Origin of the sequence: Paralcaligenes ureilyticus (genome assembly GCF_004346225.1) — a bacterium.
Taxonomy (GTDB): Bacteria; Pseudomonadota; Gammaproteobacteria; order Burkholderiales; family Burkholderiaceae_B; genus Paralcaligenes; species Paralcaligenes ureilyticus.
In genome coordinates, this window is record NZ_SMAJ01000007.1 from 1 (window position 1) to 19,552 (window position 19,552).

Annotated in this window: 22 protein-coding genes and 1 pseudogene; 3 read left to right on the forward strand and 20 right to left on the reverse strand. The window is 60.8% G+C overall.

Annotation, left to right across the window (positions count from 1 at the left end):
* Positions 1–240, forward strand: a pseudogene (locus EDC26_RS10565) (methyl-accepting chemotaxis protein); the annotation flags it as partial.
* Between the two features lie 124 nt (positions 241–364).
* Here the strand turns inward: EDC26_RS10565 and fliR are convergent.
* The 13 genes from fliR to fliF form a co-directional block, all read right to left on the reverse strand.
* Positions 365–1,162 (reverse strand): flagellar biosynthetic protein FliR, encoded by a 798-nt coding sequence (fliR, locus tag EDC26_RS10570; RefSeq protein WP_132582344.1) that lies wholly within the window; start codon positions 1,160–1,162, stop codon positions 365–367.
* Between the two features lie 27 nt (positions 1,163–1,189).
* The gene (gene fliQ / locus EDC26_RS10575; RefSeq protein WP_132582346.1) at positions 1,190–1,459 is read right to left on the reverse strand and encodes a flagellar biosynthesis protein FliQ; all 270 of its coding nucleotides are present in this window, start codon (positions 1,457–1,459) and stop codon (positions 1,190–1,192) included.
* 11 nt (positions 1,460–1,470) lie between these two features.
* The gene (gene fliP / locus EDC26_RS10580) at positions 1,471–2,205 is read right to left on the reverse strand and encodes a flagellar type III secretion system pore protein FliP (protein ID WP_425012592.1); all 735 of its coding nucleotides are present in this window, start codon (positions 2,203–2,205) and stop codon (positions 1,471–1,473) included.
* An 89-nt stretch (positions 2,206–2,294) separates the two neighbouring features.
* Positions 2,295–2,639 carry a flagellar biosynthetic protein FliO gene (fliO, locus tag EDC26_RS10585; protein ID WP_132582348.1) on the reverse strand — a complete coding sequence of 115 codons (345 nt, stop codon included), beginning with the start codon at positions 2,637–2,639 and terminating at the stop codon, positions 2,295–2,297.
* Positions 2,640–2,665: 26 nt separating this feature from the next.
* Entirely contained in the window at positions 2,666–3,166 is a 501-nt protein-coding gene (gene fliN, locus EDC26_RS10590) for a flagellar motor switch protein FliN (RefSeq protein ID WP_132582350.1), read from the reverse strand.
* Positions 3,163–4,170, reverse strand: a complete 1,008-nt coding sequence (gene fliM / locus EDC26_RS10595) for a flagellar motor switch protein FliM (protein ID WP_132582352.1) — start codon at positions 4,168–4,170, stop codon at positions 3,163–3,165. The genes fliN and fliM overlap by 4 nt, the downstream gene beginning before the upstream one ends.
* On the reverse strand, positions 4,170–4,619 hold the full coding sequence (gene fliL, locus EDC26_RS10600) for a flagellar basal body-associated protein FliL (protein ID WP_132582354.1): 450 nt from the start codon (positions 4,617–4,619) through the stop codon (positions 4,170–4,172). Before fliL ends, fliM begins: the two co-directional genes overlap by 1 nt.
* A 10-nt stretch (positions 4,620–4,629) precedes the next feature.
* On the reverse strand, positions 4,630–5,946 hold the full coding sequence (locus EDC26_RS10605; protein WP_132582356.1) for a flagellar hook-length control protein FliK: 1,317 nt from the start codon (positions 5,944–5,946) through the stop codon (positions 4,630–4,632).
* A gap of 11 nt (positions 5,947–5,957) precedes the next feature.
* Positions 5,958–6,407 carry a flagellar export protein FliJ gene (gene fliJ / locus EDC26_RS10610; RefSeq protein ID WP_132582358.1) on the reverse strand — a complete coding sequence of 150 codons (450 nt, stop codon included), beginning with the start codon at positions 6,405–6,407 and terminating at the stop codon, positions 5,958–5,960.
* Positions 6,400–7,857, reverse strand: coding sequence for a flagellar protein export ATPase FliI (fliI, locus tag EDC26_RS10615; protein WP_132582360.1), 1,458 nt, complete (start codon positions 7,855–7,857; stop codon positions 6,400–6,402). The genes fliJ and fliI overlap by 8 nt, the downstream gene beginning before the upstream one ends.
* Positions 7,854–8,585 (reverse strand): flagellar assembly protein FliH, encoded by a 732-nt coding sequence (gene fliH, locus EDC26_RS10620; protein WP_132582362.1) that lies wholly within the window; start codon positions 8,583–8,585, stop codon positions 7,854–7,856. Before fliH ends, fliI begins: the two co-directional genes overlap by 4 nt.
* Positions 8,578–9,579 carry a flagellar motor switch protein FliG gene (gene fliG, locus EDC26_RS10625; RefSeq protein ID WP_132582364.1) on the reverse strand — a complete coding sequence of 334 codons (1,002 nt, stop codon included), beginning with the start codon at positions 9,577–9,579 and terminating at the stop codon, positions 8,578–8,580. The genes fliH and fliG overlap by 8 nt, the downstream gene beginning before the upstream one ends.
* On the reverse strand, positions 9,566–11,200 hold the full coding sequence (gene fliF, locus EDC26_RS10630; protein WP_243700885.1) for a flagellar basal-body MS-ring/collar protein FliF: 1,635 nt from the start codon (positions 11,198–11,200) through the stop codon (positions 9,566–9,568). Before fliF ends, fliG begins: the two co-directional genes overlap by 14 nt.
* A gap of 351 nt (positions 11,201–11,551) precedes the next feature.
* Between fliF and fliE the strand changes: the two genes are divergently transcribed.
* Entirely contained in the window at positions 11,552–11,881 is a 330-nt protein-coding gene (gene fliE / locus EDC26_RS10635; protein ID WP_132582368.1) for a flagellar hook-basal body complex protein FliE, read from the forward strand.
* Positions 11,882–11,995: 114 nt separating this feature from the next.
* Here fliE and EDC26_RS10640 read toward each other — a convergent pair whose 3' ends face one another.
* From EDC26_RS10640 to EDC26_RS10650, 3 genes are read right to left on the reverse strand one after another with little or no spacing between them, the layout of a single operon-like run.
* The gene (locus EDC26_RS10640) at positions 11,996–12,310 is read right to left on the reverse strand and encodes an EscU/YscU/HrcU family type III secretion system export apparatus switch protein (RefSeq protein WP_243700876.1); all 315 of its coding nucleotides are present in this window, start codon (positions 12,308–12,310) and stop codon (positions 11,996–11,998) included.
* Positions 12,307–13,599, reverse strand: coding sequence for a flagellar hook-length control protein FliK (fliK, locus tag EDC26_RS10645; RefSeq protein ID WP_132582370.1), 1,293 nt, complete (start codon positions 13,597–13,599; stop codon positions 12,307–12,309). Before fliK ends, EDC26_RS10640 begins: the two co-directional genes overlap by 4 nt.
* Positions 13,596–13,931, reverse strand: coding sequence for a flagellar protein FliT (locus EDC26_RS10650; protein ID WP_132582372.1), 336 nt, complete (start codon positions 13,929–13,931; stop codon positions 13,596–13,598). Before EDC26_RS10650 ends, fliK begins: the two co-directional genes overlap by 4 nt.
* A gap of 208 nt (positions 13,932–14,139) precedes the next feature.
* On the opposite strand from EDC26_RS10650, the gene EDC26_RS10655 reads away from it, so the two are divergent.
* Positions 14,140–14,901 carry an RNA polymerase sigma factor FliA gene (locus tag EDC26_RS10655; RefSeq protein WP_132582374.1) on the forward strand — a complete coding sequence of 254 codons (762 nt, stop codon included), beginning with the start codon at positions 14,140–14,142 and terminating at the stop codon, positions 14,899–14,901.
* A gap of 134 nt (positions 14,902–15,035) precedes the next feature.
* Here EDC26_RS10655 and fliS read toward each other — a convergent pair whose 3' ends face one another.
* The 4 genes from fliS to EDC26_RS10675 form a co-directional block, all read right to left on the reverse strand.
* On the reverse strand, positions 15,036–15,449 hold the full coding sequence (fliS, locus tag EDC26_RS10660) for a flagellar export chaperone FliS (RefSeq protein WP_132582376.1): 414 nt from the start codon (positions 15,447–15,449) through the stop codon (positions 15,036–15,038).
* Between the two features lie 77 nt (positions 15,450–15,526).
* Entirely contained in the window at positions 15,527–17,509 is a 1,983-nt protein-coding gene (gene fliD / locus EDC26_RS10665) for a flagellar filament capping protein FliD (protein WP_132582378.1), read from the reverse strand.
* A 61-nt stretch (positions 17,510–17,570) separates the two neighbouring features.
* Entirely contained in the window at positions 17,571–17,927 is a 357-nt protein-coding gene (locus EDC26_RS10670) for a flagellar protein FlaG (RefSeq protein ID WP_132582380.1), read from the reverse strand.
* 90 nt (positions 17,928–18,017) lie between these two features.
* Positions 18,018–19,463 carry a flagellin N-terminal helical domain-containing protein gene (locus EDC26_RS10675; RefSeq protein ID WP_132582382.1) on the reverse strand — a complete coding sequence of 482 codons (1,446 nt, stop codon included), beginning with the start codon at positions 19,461–19,463 and terminating at the stop codon, positions 18,018–18,020.
* Positions 19,464–19,552: the final 89 nt, after the last annotated feature.

Here is a 19,552-nt window from a genome sequence, read left to right on the forward strand (position 1 = left end):
GAGCAGTCCGAGGGGATTGGACAGGTGAATGAGGCGGTGGCGCAGATGGATGGGGTGGTGCAGCAGAATGCGGCGCTGGTGGAGGAGGCGGCGGCTGCGGCGGGGTCGTTGCAGGAGCAGGCGGGGAGGTTGAGCGAGGCGGTGTCGGTGTTCAAGCTGAGTACGGCCGAGGTGATCGAGGCGGGCGCGCCGCGTGTTTTTGTAGCGGCACCCCTTGTGGGTGCCATCGGTACTATATAGATTAGATCTTGCAAGAACGGCGACGGCGGCCCAGGCGTGCGGGCTCGCCTGGGCCGCCGTCGCCTTAAGTAGATTCTCGGATACGTATTTGTAGTGGCACCCCTTGTGGGTGCCACCATTGCAGCTACCTGCCCGGCAATCCCGCCATGGCTTGCGCCAGGCGGCCCATGGCGTCGTACCCGGATTGAAACAGGTGCGTCAGGAATGGGCCGGTTTGAGGCAGCACGACAGCCAGCAGCATCAGCCCTACCAATAAACTGATGGGAAAGCCCACCGCAAATACCGAGAGCTGTTGCGCTGTCCTGTTCAAAATCCCCATGGCCAGGTTGATGATAAGCAAGGCGATGATGACCGGCAGAGCCAGGAGCAGGCCTGAAACAAGGACTTGCCGGCTCCAGTCGAGCAGTACGCCCCAGCCGTTCGGGTTCATGGAGCCCATGCCTATAGGCAGCACCTCGAAGGTGCGCACCAGGCCGGCCAGCATCAGCAGATGGCCGTTTAGCGCCAAAAAAAACAGCATGGCTATCATCGTCATAAGGCGCGAGAGCACTGTGGTATTGGGGCCCATGCTCGGATCGAAGAATGAGGCGAAGGACAAGCCCATTTGCAAGCCGATAAAGTCCCCCGCGGTTTGCACTGCGGCAAATACGATGCGCATGGTCAGTCCCAGCGCTATTCCTATCAGTACCTGCTGCGCGGCTATCCACAGCCCCGCAAACGAGGCCGGCGCGATGGGCGGCATGGGGCCCAGCGTAGGCGCGATGGCAACGGCCGTCAACGCGGCGAAACCCACTTTTACCCGTGCCGGAATTGCCGATTCGCTCAAAAGCGGCGCCGTTCCCATCAGGGCCAGCAGCCGCAGAAAGGGCCAGATGAAGGCCGTGATCCAGCTGTAGAACTGGTTCAGATCAAAGGTGACCATAAGCCAGCGCGCCGCGGGCGGGCCGCCTCAGGATACCAGCCCCGGAATCTGCGAAAAAAGCTGCTGTATATAGTCGACCATGGTGCTGATCAGCCACGGGCCCAACACAACGAGCGCCACGCCCACAGCCAGCAACTTCGGGATGAACGACAGGGTCATTTCGTTGATCTGGGTGGCCGCCTGGAAAATGCTGATCAGCAGGCCCACCACCAGCATGACCAGCAATAGCGGACCCGCCATGATCAGGGCGACTCTGAGGGCCTGATAGGTCATGGTCATGATGGTTTGGGAATTCATGGCGTGTCCTTTTATTGATAGAAACTTCGAGCCAGCGACCCCAGAAGCAAATGCCATCCATCGGCCAGCACGAATAACATGAGCTTGAAGGGGAGCGAGATGGTGACGGGCGGCACCATCATCATGCCCAGGGCCATCAGCACGCTGGCGACCACCAGATCGATAATCAGAAACGGTATGAACACCGTGAAGCCGATCTGGAAGGCCGTTTTCAGTTCGCTGGTGACGAAGGCTGGCACCAGCACGCGCAGCGGCACCTGCTCGGGCCCGTCAAGCTGGCCGATCTGGGCCATATTGGCAAACAGCGACAAGTCGGCCTCGCGCGTCTGGTGCAGCATGAATGTTTTTAATGGCTGCGCGCCCCGCTCCAAAGCCGTTTCAAAGGTAATGGTGCCGGCGCTCAAGGGTTGGTAGGCCTGGCTGTAGATCTGATCGAAAACGGGCGACATGGCAAAGAATGTCAGGAACATGGCCAGGCCGATCAGTACCGAGTTGGGCGGCGCGGTACCCGTTCCCAAGGCGTTGCGCAACAGTCCCAGCACGATGATGATGCGTGTAAATCCGGTCATCATGAGCAGCATGGCCGGTAAAAACGACATCATGGTCAGCAGCATCAGGGTCTGGATGCTGAGCGTATACGTCTGGTTGCCGCCGGGACCGTTGGCGACGGTCACTCCGGGCAGGGTGGCCTGGGCCAGCCCCGAGGCCGGGTAGATCAGGGCCAGCAACAGCAGGCTGAACAGGATCAGGCTCGCGGGTGTCGGCAGCCTTGGAGTGCTGCGGTGAGGAGTAATGGAAGCGTTCAAGACAGCCTTGCGCGGGTGGAGGGCCTGGACTAGCGGCGCCGGGTCATGATTTGCCTTAGCGTGCGGGCAAAGGCAGAGGCAGAGGCAGGCTCGGGTTCGACGGATGAGGTGCGGGGGTCGGGCTCGGGCCTGGGCAGCGTGTGCAAAAGGGAAATCTGGCTGGTCGTGACGCCCAGAACCAGCCGGGTATTGTCAATATCCACCAGCGCAACGTAGGTGCGCGGCCCGAGGCTTTGGGTATCGACCAGTTTCAGGATGCGCTTCGGTCCGGCGCGCAGCCAGCCGGCGCGGCGGGTCAGCCAGGCGGCGGCCAGTATCAGGGCCAGTACAAAAAACAGGCTCAGTATCAGGCGCAGGGCGGCGGCTTCGGTCATGGGGTCTTATCGATCTTTTGATAACTTCAGCGCCGGCTGTTCAACCGGTGTATGCGGTCCGAAGGCGTGATGATATCGGTCAGGCGGATGCCGTATTTGTCCTCGACCACCACCACTTCGCCTTGGGCGATCAGGTAGCCATTGACGAAAATATCCATGGGTTCGCCCGCCAGTCCGTCGAGCTCGATCACCGACCCCTGGCCCAGCTGCAGAATGTTTTTGATGGTGAGCCGTGTGCGGCCCAGTTCGACCGTGAGCTGGACCGGGATGTCCATGATCATGTCGATATCGCTGTCGCTCTGGGCGGCGCTATCGGCCAAGGGCTGGAATACCTGCTGGGCGGCAGGTGTAGCGGCGGCCTGTTCGGCCAGGGCGCTGGCCCAGTCGTCGGTGTCCTGGCCGAGCCCGGCGGCCTGGTTGCCGGGCGCGGTTTTAGAGGCCTGCTCGGCCATGGCCGCCGCCCATTCGGCATCGGCATCGGCCGGGGCATCCGGATCGTGGGTAGGCTCTTGTTTTGGCTCAGTCATGATGAATCGCTTGTGGATAAATCGGTTGCGCTGGTGGCCAGCAGTTTTTTCAGGCGTAAGGCGTACTGGCCGTTGAAGGTTCCGTATGAACACTCCATTACTGGAACGCCGCCGACGTGCGCGGTGACGACGGTGGGGATAGTCAGGGGCAGCACGTCGCCCACTTGCAGCTTCAACAGCTTGGAAATATCGGAAGGAATATGGACGAAGTCGGCGACCAGCTCGACATCGGCGCTGCGCACCTGGCGCGATAATTGATGCACCCAGCGCTGATCGATCGAGTCGGTGGATGCGTCCTGCAAAGGCCGGATCAGCACGTCGCGTATCGGTTCGATCATCGAATAGGGCACGCAAATGTTCAGAGTGCCGCCGGTCGCGCCAAACTCGATGTTGAACGACGACACCACGACGATTTCATTGCTGCCGGCGATGCTGGCGAACTTGGTGTGCATCTCCGAACGCACATACTCGAATTCGATCGGATAGACCGACTCCCACGCATGCCCGTAGCTCTCCAGCGTCAGATTCAGCAGGCGCCGGATAATGCGCTGCTCGGTGGTGGTGAAATCGCGCCCCTCGACGCGCATGCCGTAGCGGCCGTGTCCGCCGAACAGACTGTCGACGATCAGAAAAATCAGGTTGGGATCGAAAGTGAACAAGGCCACGCCGCGCAAGGGCTTCATGGTGACCATGTTCAAATTGCTGGGTATGGGCAGGTTGCGCTCGAAATCCGAGTACTTCTGCACCCGGATGGCGCCTACGGTAATGTCGGCGCTGCGCCGCATGAAGCTGAGCAGGACGGAACGCAGGCGCCGTGCAAAACGCTCGTTGATCAGCTCCAGAGTCTGCATCCGGTGGCGCACGACGCGATCCGGAGAACTCAGATCGTAAAGGCGTACGCCGTTCGGATCGTCGGGCTGGGAGGAGGGTTTATTGCTTTCGCCCGTTACGCCTTCGAGCAGCGCGTCGACTTCGTCTTGCGAGAGGAAGTTCTGATAAGGCATTATTGCACTACGAAGGCCGTGAATAGAACATTCGAAATGCGCGGGCCTTTGGGCTGGGGCAAATACGGAACCTCCAGTACCTTGGCCAGGCTCTTCGTGAGCTGGGTGCGGCCTTCGGGCGTTTGAACCGCAGTGGGGCTTTGCGTGGATAGCTCGAGCAGCACGCGGTTGCGAACTTCGGGCATGTAGACGCCCAGCAGTTTGCGCGAGTCTTCGTCGGCGACGCGCAAAGTAATCGCCACATACAGAATCCGGCTACTGTCATTGTCGCGCAGCGTCACCGTAAACGGCTCCAGCGGCACGAATATAGGGCCGGGCAAAGGCACGGGCTTGGCGGGCAGTGTGGTTTCGGCATTTACCGCCGGCACGCTGGCTTGTAGGAAGTAGAGGGCCGTTGCACCGATGCTGGCCGCGGCAATCAGAATAATTCCGACGATAGTTTTAATCATGTGTTGCGTGTTAAATAAACGTGTCAATCAAGGCGTTGGGTGTGCTCGCGCGGGCGCTGGCCCGTGCAATAATCCCCGTGTTTGTCGAGCCGACGCCGGCTATGGCGCCTGTTGAGACGCGACGCTTTTGAGCGCCGGCTTCCTGGAATTTTTCCGCAGGCTGCCGCTGGTCGCTGACATTGGCCTGCCCCAGTGCAATACCGCTTTGCGCCAAAGCCTGCTGTAGCTGCGGCAACGCGTTTTCGACCGCGCTGCGCACGGCCGCGTGAGGCGATACGAATACCGCGTGGGCGGTGTTGTCGCTAAGATTGATGGAAATGTGCAAGGGGCCCAGGTCGGGCGGATTGAGGCGCAGCTCGGCGGTTTGGCTCTGGCTCTGGCTCTGGCTCTGGCTCTGGTGCGAAGTCAGGGTTACGAATTGCTGGCTGAAGTCGTCGGCCCATTGCGGGTGCTGCAGGGGAGTGTTGACTTGCAAAGTGGCTAAAGATGACGCGGCGGGTGGGGCTGGACTGGCGCCAAGCGCGCCTGACATGCCCGACAGCCCGCTATCGGGCGCGCTGGGCGTGGCCGACAGCGCCGTATCGTGAGACGCATGGCTGATCGACTTGATGCTGGGCAGTGCATTCGGGGATGGGTTGTTCACGAGCTGGGCGGCCCCGCCCACCGGAACGGGCAGGCCCGCGGCGCCGGCGGATGCGTCTGTCTGTTGCGAACTGGCGATCTGGTCCTTGGGACGATTGGCCCCCGGATTGCCGGCGCGGTCGTCAAGGCTGCCCGGCTTGCCATCAGAGGGCTTGGCCGGCGTCTGCGCGGCGCCCAACTGTTCTTGTATGGCTTGGGTAATGGCCTGCGGCGATGGGGAGTCCGATGCGGGTTTACTGCCGTCGGTGGCCAGAGATGTGGCGTCGATGTCGGCGCTGCGGGCCGCGCCTGGGCGGTCGGCGGCTACGGCCCGAGCCGCGGCGCCCGCGGGGAGGGGGGCGGGAGCGTGCGCCGCGAGGTTCAGCGTAAGCTGGGGTTGAACCAGGCCGCTTGCCAGCAAGGCCAGGGCGTCGTCGCTGGGTTTAAGCGTATCGTCTTTGGCTTTCGAGGTGGCTTTGTCGGTTTTATCGGCCGGGCCACGAACGCGTTCTGCCAGCTCGGCCTGCTGTGGCGTCTGCTGGTTGTGGAGCACCTCCGAGAAACTGGCATTGGCGTTATTGGTATTGCTGGGGCTATTGGTATTACCGGCACTATTGGCATTACCGGCATTGCCGACATTCTGCGTGGCTGGGCCTGCCGCCTTGTTGGCCGTGCTGGATATCGCAGGAATCGTCGCAGTAATCATGGTAGGGCCGTTCAATAGGTTTTGTCGGTGCGGCGCAGCAGGTTGGCCGAAATCTCGTCGTTGGTCCTTTGCTCGCTGCGGTTGTCGCTTTCAGCCTGCTGCCGGGCCTGTCGCGACAACAGTGTCATGTAGGAATTCAGCCTGCGCTTTTTTTCATACCAATACTCGCGTCCGGACTCGAGCTTCGTCTTGATTTGCACCAAGGCCTTATTTTGCAGCGAAATGGCTTCGTCCAAAGTGACGATAAACTGCCTGAAATTATGGTAATTCGATGCTGAAAGCCCGTGGCTCATGGTTTTCTGCAGGCGTTCGGTGTAGTCCCGGCGATAGACCTGCAGCGTAGCCAACTGCTGTTCGGCATCCCGGCGCGTGCTGTTCAACTCTTGCAACTGCCGGGCTGCGCCGTCGGCGCTGTTCTGAGCCAGATCGATGAGCGTATTGAGCGACGAAGGCTTAGTCATTGCCGTCTCCATAGCCCAGAGCAGCGGCCAATTCGGCCGCGGCCAAAGGATAATCGATGCGGCTTTCTATGCCTTGTTGCAGGAAGGCTTCGAGCCTGGGGTATTTTTCGATGGCCTCATCGATTTGCGGGTCGTTGCCTGGCGTGTAGGCGCCCACCGCGATGAGGTCGTGATTGCGCTGATAGCGCGACAGCATCTGCTTGAATTGATGCACCTGGGCAAACTGTTCTTTAGGGATTATGGCTGTCATCACACGTGAAATCGACGTTTCGATGTCGATGGCGGGGTAGTGCCCCGATTCGGCCAGGCGCCGCGACAGCACCACGTGCCCGTCCAGAATGGCCCGCGCCGAATCGGCGATGGGGTCTTGCTGGTCGTCCCCTTCGGCCAACACCGTATAGAACCCGGTAATCGATCCGGCGGGCTTATTGCCCACCGGCGCCCCATTGCCCGCGCGCTCCACCAGGGCGGGCAACTTGGCAAATACCGAAGGGGGATAGCCCTTGGTCGCGGGAGGCTCGCCGATGGCCAACGCAATTTCACGCTGCGCCATGGCGTAGCGGGTCAGCGAATCCATGATCAGCAACACATGCTTGCCCTGGTCGCGAAAGTATTCGGCCAGTTTGGTGGCATAGACGGCGCCCTGCAGCCTCAACAAGGGCGAAACGTCGGCTGGAGCCGCCACCACGACCGAGCGCCGCAGGCCGTCGGGTCCGAGATTGTGCTCGATGAATTCCTTGACTTCGCGGCCGCGTTCGCCGATCAGGCCCACGACAATGACATCGGCCTGGGTGTAGCGCGCCATCATGCCCAGGAGCACGCTTTTGCCTACCCCCGAGCCGGCGAACAACCCCATGCGCTGGCCGCGGCCCACGGTCAGCAGGCCATTGATGGCGCGTACGCCCACGTCGAGCACGGTATCGATGGGTGCGCGCGCCAAAGGGTTGATGCTCGGGGCGCTAAGCGGAGCCAGCGTCACGTCGCCCAGCGAGCCAAGGTTGTCGAGCGGGCGCCCGGCGCCATCGAGAACGCGACCCAGCAAGGCCTCGCCCACGGGCAGATGCCGACTGCGCTCGGGCGCCAGACTGTTGTCGCTCGCGGCTTGTGCCGGCAGGGGAATAGGGCCTTGCAAGACAGATTCCGCCGATACGACGCGCGCGCCGGGCGACAGGCCTGAAATATCGCTTTGCGGCATAAGGTAGAGCGTGTGGCCGTCGAACCCGACCACTTCGGCGTCGGCCCAATGATCGCGCCCGGGCGAAATTTCGATCTTGCAGGCCGCGCCTACCGCAAGCCGCAAGCCGGTGGTTTCCAGCACCAGCCCGGTGGCGCGTCTGACGCGCCCGGTGACCTGCCAGGGGTCGGTGGCCGCCACTCGTTTGGCGCCAACCGCCAATTGAGCCTGCCAGCGTTCGGCGATGGGAACGTAATGTTTGGGAGGCCGGTTCATGTTGCGGCTATCCAGGGATGGTCTCGACCGAGTGCGGCGGTTACCCTCTGCCAACGGGTTTGCAAGGTGGCATCGATGTCGCCCAGCGCCGTTTCAGCGATGCAGCCGCCGCGTTCAATGCCTGGGTCGGAGATGAGTTGCCATTTTTCCAGGCTGGGGTCGTCGGTCAGATAGGTTTTAATCAGCTCCAGGTCGGCCGGGTTGACGCGCAGGTGCGATAGCGTCTGGTGGTCCTGATCGATGCGGAAAATATCCCGCACCGTGTCCAGGATCTTTTCCGGCGCTATGGCCAGGGTGCTGTGCACGACCCGCTGGGCAATCTGTGTGGCGAGCGCGATCAGGCTCTGGCCGATTTCGGCTTCTATGCTTTCCAAAGCTTGCGCGCAAGAGGTCAGCAGGGAGTGCAGTTGTTCGGTTTCATTCAGGCCGGCGGCACGCCCGGCGGCGTGGCCTTCCGCAAATCCGGCTTCGTAGCCTTCCTCGTGTCCCGCTTTCAGACCGGCGCGCGTGCCGTCGGCCAGCCCCTGGGCCTGGCCCTGGGCGTAGCCTTCGGCTTGGGCTTTCGCCTGCACGGCAAGACGGGCCTGTTCGTGTTCCTTGACCAGTTGCGTGGAGGAGTGCGCCGCCCGCGTGGTGTCGCGCGGCGGCAATTCGAAAGACGCCATTTTCCAGCGTTCCCACGAATCGGTCGAAGGCCAGGCGGTGTTGGGCGGCCACTTATCAGACATATTCGTCCTTCCCCTTGCTGTTCAGATCGATCTGTCCGGATTCTGCAAGCTTGCGGGCTATCATGAGTATGTTTTTTTGCTCTTGTTCGACTTTGGACATGCGTACCGGCCCTTGGGCTTCCAGGTCGTCGCGCAGTAGTTGAGCCGCGCGGTTGGACATATTGCGGAAAAATTTGTCGCGCAATTCCTCGCTGGCGCCCTTCAAGGCGATGGGCAGCGAGCTGGTGTCGATTTCCTTCAGTATCAGCTGCAGATTCGGATCTTCGATGTCGATCAGATTGTCGAAGACGAACATTTCGTCGACGATGCGTTGTGCCAGATCGGCGTCCAGCTCACGCAGGCTGGCCACCGCCGCATCTTCGTCGACCGTGCTCATGAAATTGAGTATTTCGGCCGCGGTGCGCACGCCGCCCATCTTGCTGCGCTTGGCTCCCTGGCCCGAGAGCATGTTGTTGAGCACTTCGGTCAGTTCGTGTAAGGCCGCTGGCTGAACGCCGCCAAACGTGGCGATGCGCAGCATCACATCGTTGCGCAGGCGTTCATTCAATAACGCCAGTACGCCCGACGCGCGATCGCGTTCCAGGTGAACCAGAATGGTGGCGATGATTTGCGGATGCTCGTCGTGGATCAGCTCGGCCACGCTGACGGGGTCGAGCCAGTTCAGGGCATCGATGCCGCTGGCATTCTCCCCCCCCTGGAATATGTCCTCGATCAGGCCGGCGGCGCGGTCGGTTCCCAAAGCCTTGGTCAGCACCGAGCGTATGTAATCGCTCGAGCCCAGGGTGACGGCCATGAATTGATCGGCTTCCTGGCGAAACTCCTCCAGCACGGTATCGACATCGTGGCGCGTAATCTGTTTCAGATTGGCCATCGCGCCGCCTATGCTCTGCACTTCGCGCGCCGACAGGAATTTAAAGACTTCGGCCGCCGAGTCTTCCCCCAGCGACATCATCAAAATGGCGCAGCGCTCCAGTTCGGTTTCAGTTGCCGCCATTTTTTACCATCCACGAGCGCAATACCATGGCCACGGCACGGGGGTCCTTCTCGGCCATGTGCCGGGCCGTATTCAGATTTTCTTCGTAGCGGCCGATTTCCGATGCGCGCTGCGCGGCCGCGGCCTCGTTGGCGGCCGCCGTGTTGACGGGGGAGGTGGTCGCTACGACAGGCTTAATCGTCGTGATAGCGGCCAACAGGGGTTTGAGCAGGCTGCGCCATAGCACCAGAATGACGAGTGCAATCAGCAGATACTGGCCGATCTGCATGGCTGCCGACAGGTAGCGTGGATTTTCCCAGACAGGCTGTTTTTCCACCGTTTCGGTTGTAAAGGGGCTGTTGACCACGCTGAGCGTATCGCCGCGCGCCTCGGAGTAGCCCATGGCTTCCTTGACCAGCCCATTCAATTTGGCAAGTTCGGCGGGATCGAGCGGCACGAGCTTGCCTGCCGCATTGCGTTGATAGTTGACCACCACGGCCACCGCCAGGCGCTGCACCCGGCCTACGGGGTCTTTGACGTGATTGATCGTGCGGTCGACCTCGTAGTTGATCGTGGCGTCGTGGCGGCTGTCGCTCGGTACTTTGGTTTGCGCTGCGCTGGCGGCAGGCGCGGTATTGGGGGCGGCAGTTGCAGGCGCGGGGGCGACGGTAATAGGCGCTGTCGCGTTGGCGGGAGGCTGATTGGTCAAGGCCCCCGGGACACCCTCGGGGGGCTGAAGATCGTGGCGCGAGGACGAATTGGTTTGCTCGCTGCGCACCGCGGCCTGCCCGGGCTTCTGGTTGGGCCGATAGATTTCCGATGTTTGTTCGCGTTGTGAAAAATCAATATCGGCGCTGGCTTGGGCCCGCACATTATGGGCCCCGACCAGTGGCGTGAGCAGGGTGAGGATCCGTTGCACGGTGCGCTGTTCAGTGTCGTTGGTGAACGCGCGGCGTGTTTCGTCGGCGCCCGCCTGGCCCGAAGGCGACGTCAGCAGATGGCCGTTTTGATCGACTACCGACACTTTGTCGGCCGTCAGGTTTGCAACGCTGGCCGAAACCAGCCATGTGATGGCGGCCACCTGGCCCTCGTTGAGCGAGCGGCCCGGATACAAGGTAAGCAGTACCGATGCCGTGGGCGATTGGCGTTCGCGCACAAAGAGCGATTCGCGCGGGATGGCCAGATGAACCCGGGCCTCCTTAACGGAATGAATGGCTTCGATGGAACTGACGAGCTCGCCCTCGAGCGCGCGCTGGTAGGTAATTTGCTCGGTGAACTCGCTGGCTCCGAAACGCGTGTGATCGAGCAGTTCGAAGCCCACCTTGCCCCCGCGCGGCAGGCCCTGGCTGGCCAGTTGCAGGCGAGTCTGGTAAACCTTGTTGGCCGGAACCAGTATGGCCGACCCATTGTCCGAGAACGAATAGGGCACATTCATGGTGCCCAGGGCCGTAACGATAGCGCCGCCATCCTGGTCGTCGAGGTTGGAAAACAGGACTCGATAGTCCGGGCTCTGTCCCCACAGCAGCAGGGCGACGATCACAGCGACCACGGCCGCCGCCAAACCGATTTGAACCGGTTTTGGCCAGGCGCCCAATTTTGCGAGGGTCGGGAAACGAGCCTGCAGCCCGGTCTGGAGAGTCATTGGCGCCCTTCGCCGGTGCACAGACGCAAGCGCGATAGTAAAGCCGGGCAGATCGAAAGCAGGATACGCATGCAACACGTTGGTGATTTTGGGACTATGCATTATTGTCTCGAACGCCAATAACGCAAGTGTCGAAAAACACGGTTTTTGGGGCTTATTTAAGACTTATGAATTTAGCGCCCGTCAGAACTTCATTTTTTGCGCAGGCGTTTTAACCCGTGAAGAAGCCCGTTTCTTAGCCGTTGTTGCGCCTCTTGCCCCGCCCGCAGGCTGGTTATAGTTGCACCATTGTGGGTGTCGCGTCTCTTGCAGGAGCGCCCGCTCAGGTTTTCTTTCCCGGTTGGCAATCCTATGGCTATCAATAGTTTATCCAGTATAGAATCCGTGCTGCAGCAAATGCGCGCGGTGGCCGGCGCGACAGCTGCGCCGGTGGGCGTTGATGCCTCGTCGCCTTCAAGTGGAGGGTTTGCGGCCGAACTGCAGCGCTCTTTGCAGCGCGTTTCCTCTTTGCAAAATTCAGCCAACACGCAAGCCCAGGCCTTTGAACTTGGAACCCCGGGCGTATCTCTCAATAACGTCATGATCGATATGCAAAAGGCCAATATTGCGTTTCAGGCCACGGTGCAAGTGCGTAACCGCCTGGTGGCTGCCTATCAGGAAATCGCCAGCATGCCGGTGTAAAGTTCCACCGGCTCCCGCGTTTTTTTTATCGCCTCCCACGTTTTCCATCGGCTCTCGCATTTGTAGCGGCGGCCCTTGTGGCTGCCATCGCCGCATGACTCCCATCAATCCGCATCAAACCAGCTCGGGCCGGTCCTTGCCTGCCTCCAGCCTATACAACCACGCCAGCAATTCGGCAATGGCCAGATAAAGTTGCGGCGGAATATGCCGGTCCAGATCGACCTGCATCAATAAGCCCACCAGCTCGGACGACTCATGGACATATAAACCATGCTCCTTGGCGGTGCGGATAATGGTTTCGGCCAGAGTTCCATAGCCTTTGGCCACCACGCGGGGCGCCGAATCGCTTTTGTCGTAGGCAATGGCCACGGCGCTGGGCCGGCCGCGTCTGGACGCCATGGGTTTGTTCGTCGTGGGCGGGTTCGTCATGACGCGACCTCGGGGGTGGCGGGCGAGTCCGATGGCTCGGCCGCCACGACGGACAAGTGGCTCAGCGTCAGCCCGGAGTCCAACAGGCGCTTGCGCAGCTCCGCACTTTGTGCGCTTAACCGATCGGACGCTCGGGGCGCCACCAGGCGCATGACCAATTGCTGTCCGCTCAGGCTCAGGCGTGCCTCTATCGAGCCCAACTGCGGCAGCGAGAGATTCAGGCGCGTGGCCCAGTGATCGCCGGAGGCGTCGGGCGTGCCGGGCGGCGATTCGCGGCGCTCGATTTCCCACCGCATAGGCGCATTGGGCCATGCCTGACCGCTCCACATCAGGGTCTGGTTGGCCAATACTTCAAGCTGCTGCCGGACCAGCAGATGCGTATCCGGGTGCAGGCTGGCCAGTTGACCGGCCTGGGCAGCCAATTGGCTTGCGGTCGCCGGCTGGGCCGGCCCATGATCGGCCGCCGCACTCGCGTGCGCCAGCGGGGCCTGGGGTTCGGTCATCAGGCTGGCGGCGCTGCGTTGGCCGAATGACAATTCATTCAAATGGGATTCGTAAAACAGGCCGCTGCCTTGCAGGGCCTGCGACAGGGCCTGCACGAAGGTGCGAGCGGAGATTTCATTACCGGCCATTCCTGGGACGTTTTGCACGGTGGGGTTGGTGTCCGGCGCGGCGGCGTGGCCCGTTGCCGGCGCATTGCCGCCGGCGGGCGACAGCGCGCCGGGCGATGCAGAGGAAGCGAACAGGGCAGGCGAAACGGGCGACGCAGAGGAGGCGAGCAAGGCTGGCGAGATCGGCGATGCAGGCGCACCGTGCGCGTCAGACCCACCGGGCGCACCGGGCGAGGCGGGACCCGCTGCCGGCCCGGGCGCCGATGGGTCGACCAGTGGAGCCTTGCCCATAACGGCCGGAGCCTGATCCGGGTAGAGGCTTAGCAGGGCAAGTATGGTTTTGGCCGCAAAGCCCAGGGTGGTTGGGGCAGAAGGGGTGCTGGCGGTTGCGGCTGCGCTGTCCAATAAGGCGGCGTCAAGCTGACCCGCGTCGAGCCGGGATTTGACGACGGAATCTTGCTGTCCGGTTCGAGCCGTGACCTGGTCGACGGTTTCCTGCGGATGGCGCAGCGTTTCATTTTGGGCGGCGCTTAGCCACGAAGGGTCGTCCGCCTGACTGACCGCATCGGGGCGGGCGCCGGAGACAAGATTGGCCTGTTGCGACAGCGTTATGCCAAGAGCGGCGTCCAGCCGTTGCACCAGGAGAGTGCCCAGGGCGGACGGGCCGCCGACGCTCATGGACTATGAGCGGGCTGGGCGCTGTAGGTGCGCAGGACGGACTGCTGGCGCTTGATTTGACCAAGCAGCGCCCCCAGGCGTTTTAACTCCGGCGAGGCCATGTCGCGCAGCTTGGCGTCATCGTCAAGAATCTGCGCCAGCAAATCCTGCCGCGCCAGGCGATCCTCGCCGTTTAACGGGTTCATCTTGCGTAGCGATTCGATCGCATTGCGGTATTGGTCGGCGAGAGTGAGCACCGAATCCCAATGGTTCGAGCGCGCCGCCGCGAGCATCCGGCCCGAGATGCTGGCGATGACTTGGTACTGGCTTAGAACAGGCGAGGAAGTGCTCATGGATGGGGTGCGCAAGAGGCTGTGTTGCTATGATGTATGAATGAAGTATGTTCAGACTTGAAGTGTTTAACGGTTGCAGAATTTTAAGCTTTAGGGTTTCTCTTTAAATTAACGAATAGTCAAGGGAACTTTAGGCTGATCCACCCACTGCGCAGGCATCAAGACGAGCGACAATGCCCTATCTGTATTTTGGGTCATTTATTCGCGCATGCCTACCTCTGAAGACCAATTGGTCGGGCAGTTCGCCCCCATGGTTCGCCGCCTGGCTTTGCAGCTGGTTGCCAAGCTGCCCGCCAGCGTCGAGCTCGACGATCTGATGCAGGCGGGCATGATGGGCCTGCTGGATGCCATACGCCGCTACCAGCAGACCCCCGACGCGCAGTTCGAGACCTATGCGGTAACACGTATACGCGGCGCCATGCTCGATGAGTTGCGCAGCCAGGATTGGCTGCCGCGCAGCGTGCGAAGCAAGGCTAAAACCGTCGAGCAGGCTATTCACCAGTTAGGGCATCGCCTGATGAGGCCGCCCACCGAGGCCGAAATTGCGGAGCAGCTTGAACTGTCGGTGCCCGAATACCAGTCGCTGCTTGAAGAGGCCAGGGGGGTGCAGATTGTTCATTACGAGGACTTGACCGGTCATCATCTCGAATCCGGCGACACGCGTGATGCCGGCCAGGTGGAATCGCGGCAACAAGGCGGGTGGGCCAACCCGTTGAATCAGCTATTGTCCCAAGGCTTGCGCAAAGCCCTGATCGCCGCCATTGAAACCTTGCCCGAGCGTGAGCAACTGCTGCTTTCCCTGCAGTTTGAGCAGGATCTCAATCAAAAGGAAATCAGCGCCGTCATGGGAATTACCGAAGGGCGGGTGTCCCAATTGCGTTCGCAGGCAGTGGCGCGGATTCGGGCGCAACTGACGCCGGGCTCGTGGAACGAAAAGCCGCAAGATGTGGAGTATCAGACTCTGTTGTAGCTCTCTGGCGGCTGCGTTGATGAAATGCACCGGGTGTCGGGTCGAGTGAGGCCTACCGGCCCCGCTCCGGCCTCCATAGACGGCGTCTTCAAATACCCAAACATCCCATGCCGTACCGTTCGACCAAAAATGCCCTAGGCCAGCGATTCCGCGGCCACCGTCGCCGTATCCATTTCCTCCCAGGCCTGTTTCAAGTCGTGCAGCAGGTGATGCACCTCTTCCAATATTTCCGGCTGGTTGTTAAGGTTGGCCACCAGCAGCCGGCGGCTCATGTATTCGTATAGCGCATCCAGGTTTTCGGCAATGCTGCCGCCATTTTCCTTATCCAGGCAGGCACGCAGGCCCCCGTCGATGATGGTGATGGCGTGGGAAATGGACTTGCCCTTGGCGGGAATGTTGCCGGCGTTCATGTGCTGCAGGCCTGTCGCAATCGCCAGCATGGCGCCGTCGAACAGCATGATAATCAGTTTATGCGGGCTGGCCGTCGCGGCGCCGGTTTCAATGCCGACATTCGCATAAGCGTGTACGCCTTGTCGTGATCCAAACATGGTTGTTCTTCCCTTAGTGTCTGTTTGATTTAGCGTGTTGGTTCAGATAAAGCACTGCTCGATACCCGGCCGGCCCTTTACTTGGGCGTATTGGCGCTGATGGCGGCCAATTGCTGCGTCAGGTAGGTGCTGGTGGTCTGCAGCTGCCCCATCAGTACATCCAGCGCGGTAAATTGCGCTTGATAGCCGGCCTGGATGGTGGCCAGCCTGGCGTTCATATCCGTGGTCTGCTTGGCGAGGTCGGCCAAGCTCTGGGTAATGCCGGCGGTCTGGGCGGAGATCGTGCCGCCGTTCAGGGCGGCGGTAATGTAGTTGTTCAAATTATTGGCATAGCCGCTGGAAAAATTGATCGTTCCGCGCGAACCCACCGCGCCGCCGCTGATCAGCAGCTTGAGCCCTTCGGTGGTCGAGCCTATGGCGCCCGTCAGGTACTGGCCCGACCCGCCGGCGGCCACGCCATTGATCGTACCGGCCACGTCCTGGCCCGCCGTGGATGTCGTGGCGCCGATCAGCGCGGCCCCCGCACTGCTATTGGTAACCGCTACATTCGAGGCCGAACCGTAACGGTTCGATGTGATAGTCATGAACCCGCTGGTGGAATCAATGGCAACCGACACTTTCGAACCGGCGCCGGAAAAGGCGGTATTGCCGTTGATGGCAGACTGCACCAGCGCGGCCAGCTGTGCGGCCGTGTAGGTTCCGGATGTCAGGGTGACCGAAGAGCTCGTCCCGTCCAGCGTCAGGTTCAGCGCGTTGTTGGCGGCGCCGATGGTAATGCCGGCATTGAGGTTGATATTGCCCGCCTGATTGCCCTGGGCCGCCAGTTGCGTGACATTAATTGCATAGTTGCCAGGCTGGGTTGCGGTCGTTGAGCTGGTGTATTGCACCAGGCTATCGGTGCTGCGGCCTATCGAAGCGAACATGCCGGCAATGTCGGACAGGTTGTTTGCAATGGCCGTACTAAGCTTGCCTGTATCGAGCGATAGCGAGCCGTCTTTCTGAAAGGAGACTCCCAACTGCGACAAGGTGGTAATGCTGGTGTTGCCCAGCCCGGTCAGGGGCGTGGTCAATATATTGGCCAGCTTGGTCTGGATCGACTGGGTGGCGAAATCGCCCAGCAAAAGGCCCGCCTGCTTGGTGGTGGGGTCGTAGGAGGTCAGCTTGCCGATGGTGCTGTTGATCGAGTTGTAGGCGTCGACAAAGCTTTGGACGGATTTCTGGATGGATGCGGTGTCGTTGCCGATAGTCAGGCTGGTTGAGCCGATTTTGGCCAGATTGAGTGTGACGCCCGGAATGGCCGTGGTAACGGTGTTCGACGGGCTCAGGACGGCCAGCCCATTGACCGTCAGGGCGGCGTCTTGCGCCGCGGCGGACTGTGTCATGGTCTGGACCGAAGCCGGATTGTAAGACAGCAGACCTGAAACCGTAGCGTCCCCGCCCCCTGCGGCGGTAATGGTCATGCTTTTATTCGCGCCCGTGGCCGAGGTCAGCTGCAGGCGGTAGGGCGTAGCGCTGCCGTCGTTCACGATGGTGGCCGTGACGCCGATGTTGGCGGCATTGATGGCGTCGCGTATGCCCAGCAGCGAGTTATTGCTGCTGTCGATGGTCACTGTGCCGTCCGCCTGGGTGGCATCTTGCGTAAAGGTGGCGCCGCTGGTCGTTCCAAAAGCAAAGGTCAGCGTGGTCGATGTGCCGCTTCCAATGGCGGCGCTGGTGCTGGTTTGCCCGGCTGCCGTTAACGATTGCGCCTGGGCCAGCGCGGTAATATTCAACGCATAATTGCCCACCGTGGCGTTCGACGCCGCGCTGGCGGTCAGCACGGTCGTGTCGCTGGGGGTCGCGGTATAGGACTGGAATTTCGATAGGTCGGCCAGCCCGGTCAGCGTGCCCTGAAAGGTCGACAGCGCGCTGCTCAGGCTGCCGTAGGCCGAAAGCTTGGCTTGATAGCTGCTGGTCTGGTTTTGTAGGGCGGTAAGGGGTTGGCTCTCTACCGCCATCAGCTTGGTGATGATGCCGTTGACGTCCAGGCCCGAGCCTATTCCAGGCGATGAGATTCCCATGAAAGTATCCTTTAAATCCGGTCAGTGCGTATCCGTGTCCAACAGCCAAAGCGGGACAGCATCAGGCTTTCTGATTGATGATCAGGCCTTGCAGCTTATCCAGTGAATGAGATATTGCCAGAGCTTCGGCACTGGGTATCTGCCGAATAACTACGTTTCTTGCCGTATCCATGACCTTGACGACGATTTTTCCGGAGTCGTGGTCTACGCTGAACAAGACTTCTCGATCAAACCCTTGAACCATGGTATTGATCTTGCTGACCGCCTGCTTGACTTGCTCTACGCTGGTGGTTGCGGGCGCAGGTTTTGCTTCGACCGGCTTGGGTTCGGCCTTTTTCACGTCCGGGAAAGCGGGGCTGAGTTGCGCCCTGTCCGCCGGTGGACTGATGGGTACGGTTGCAATGGTGGAAAGTGCCATGATGCCCGCCTGAATGGAAAAGGAGAGTAAGAGTGTTCTTGCGCGGGTATAAATCCCCGGCGAACCGGGGATTTAACCTGCTTGTAAAAATTAACGCAGCAGAGCCATCACGCCGTTAGGCAACTGGTTGGCCTGCGCCAGCATGGCCGTACCGGCTTGTTGCAGAATCTGGCCGCGCGTCAGGTTGGCGGTTTCCGCAGCAAAGTCGGTATCCTGAATGCGGCTGCGTGCTTCCGTCAGGTTTTGCGACGCGTTCTGGATATTGGTAATCGCCGACGTAAAGCGGTTCTGGTAGGCGCCCAGGCTGGATTTGCTGGCATTGACGGAAGCCAGGGCGGCGTCCAGGGACTGCATGGCCGTTACGGCGCCGGCGGCTGACGAGATATCCAGCGTGCTGACGCTTTTGGTTGCTATGGCGGTCGCTAGGGAGCCTGTTGTAAAGCCCGCCTTAAGTGCAGTGGCGGCGCTAGTTCCACCAATTAAGACAGGTGCCGAAGAACTTCCCGTATTTAGTACGACTGTGCCGGTTGTGGCAGCTCCACCGGTAGTTAGGCCGGTGCTTGTCAAGTTATTGGCAGGGGTAGCAGTACCGGCAAGGACAATATCGCGCCCGTCGGCTGCCGTCAGAGTGAGCACGCCAGTAGTGGCATCAGCTGTAGCCACAACGCCAGACTGATTCGATATCAGGTTAATCGCCGCGGCAACATTGGAGCCTTGTATCGCCGCAGTCCCCCCACCCGCCACGGCACCGACGCTGATGCCATTGATGGAGAGCTCGCCTGCAGCCATGGTGGTGTTAGCCGTCGGTGCAGCGCCGCCCGTCACCGTAGCTGCCTTGGCGCTAGCTGTTACGCCGGAAACACTGCTTGCATTGATAGCCGCGGCAATGGCAAAGGCGCTGTCGGCGCTTTGCCCAGGTACGCTTGTTGCTATTGAGGCCTGAATGGTCGTGCCATTAATCGTCAAGTCGCCAGCAACGATAGCTCCCGTGGTGTTGGCGCCGGCAGTAACCGCGTAGGTTTGCCCGATGGATGACGATTGTGCATTGCCAATGGAGTCAATGGTAATGGTGTCGCCGGCGTTGGCACCGACCTGGAAGTTCTGGTTTTTAAACGAGCCATCTATCACCGCTACGCCATTGAATTTGGTGGTGGTGGCCACGCGGTCGTTCTCGGCGGAGAGCTGGGCGAATTCGTTTTGAAGCGCGGTGCGATCGCTGCTACTGTTGGTAGCATTGGCGGCCTGGACCGCCAGTTCGCGCATGCGCTGCAGGTTGTTGGCCACATTGTTCAAGGCGCCTTCGGCCGTTTGCGTGAGCGACACGGCATCGTTGGCGTTTCGGGCGCCCTGGTCCATCCCGGTGATTTGGGAGGTCATTCTGGCGGCAATCGACATGCCGGCGGCGTCGTCTTTGGCCGAGTTGATTCGTAAGCCCGAGGAAAGACGTTCGAGGGCTGTCGACAAAGCGGTTTGGGAGGTATTGAGGTTCCGCTGCGCGTTGAGCGACAACATATTGGTGTTGATGAACATAGACATGCTAATTCTCCTGAAGGATGATATTCGACGGAAGAAACCTTGCGATCCTCGCGCGTCAACCGGTTAACGGAGAATGGGGTCGAATCTTT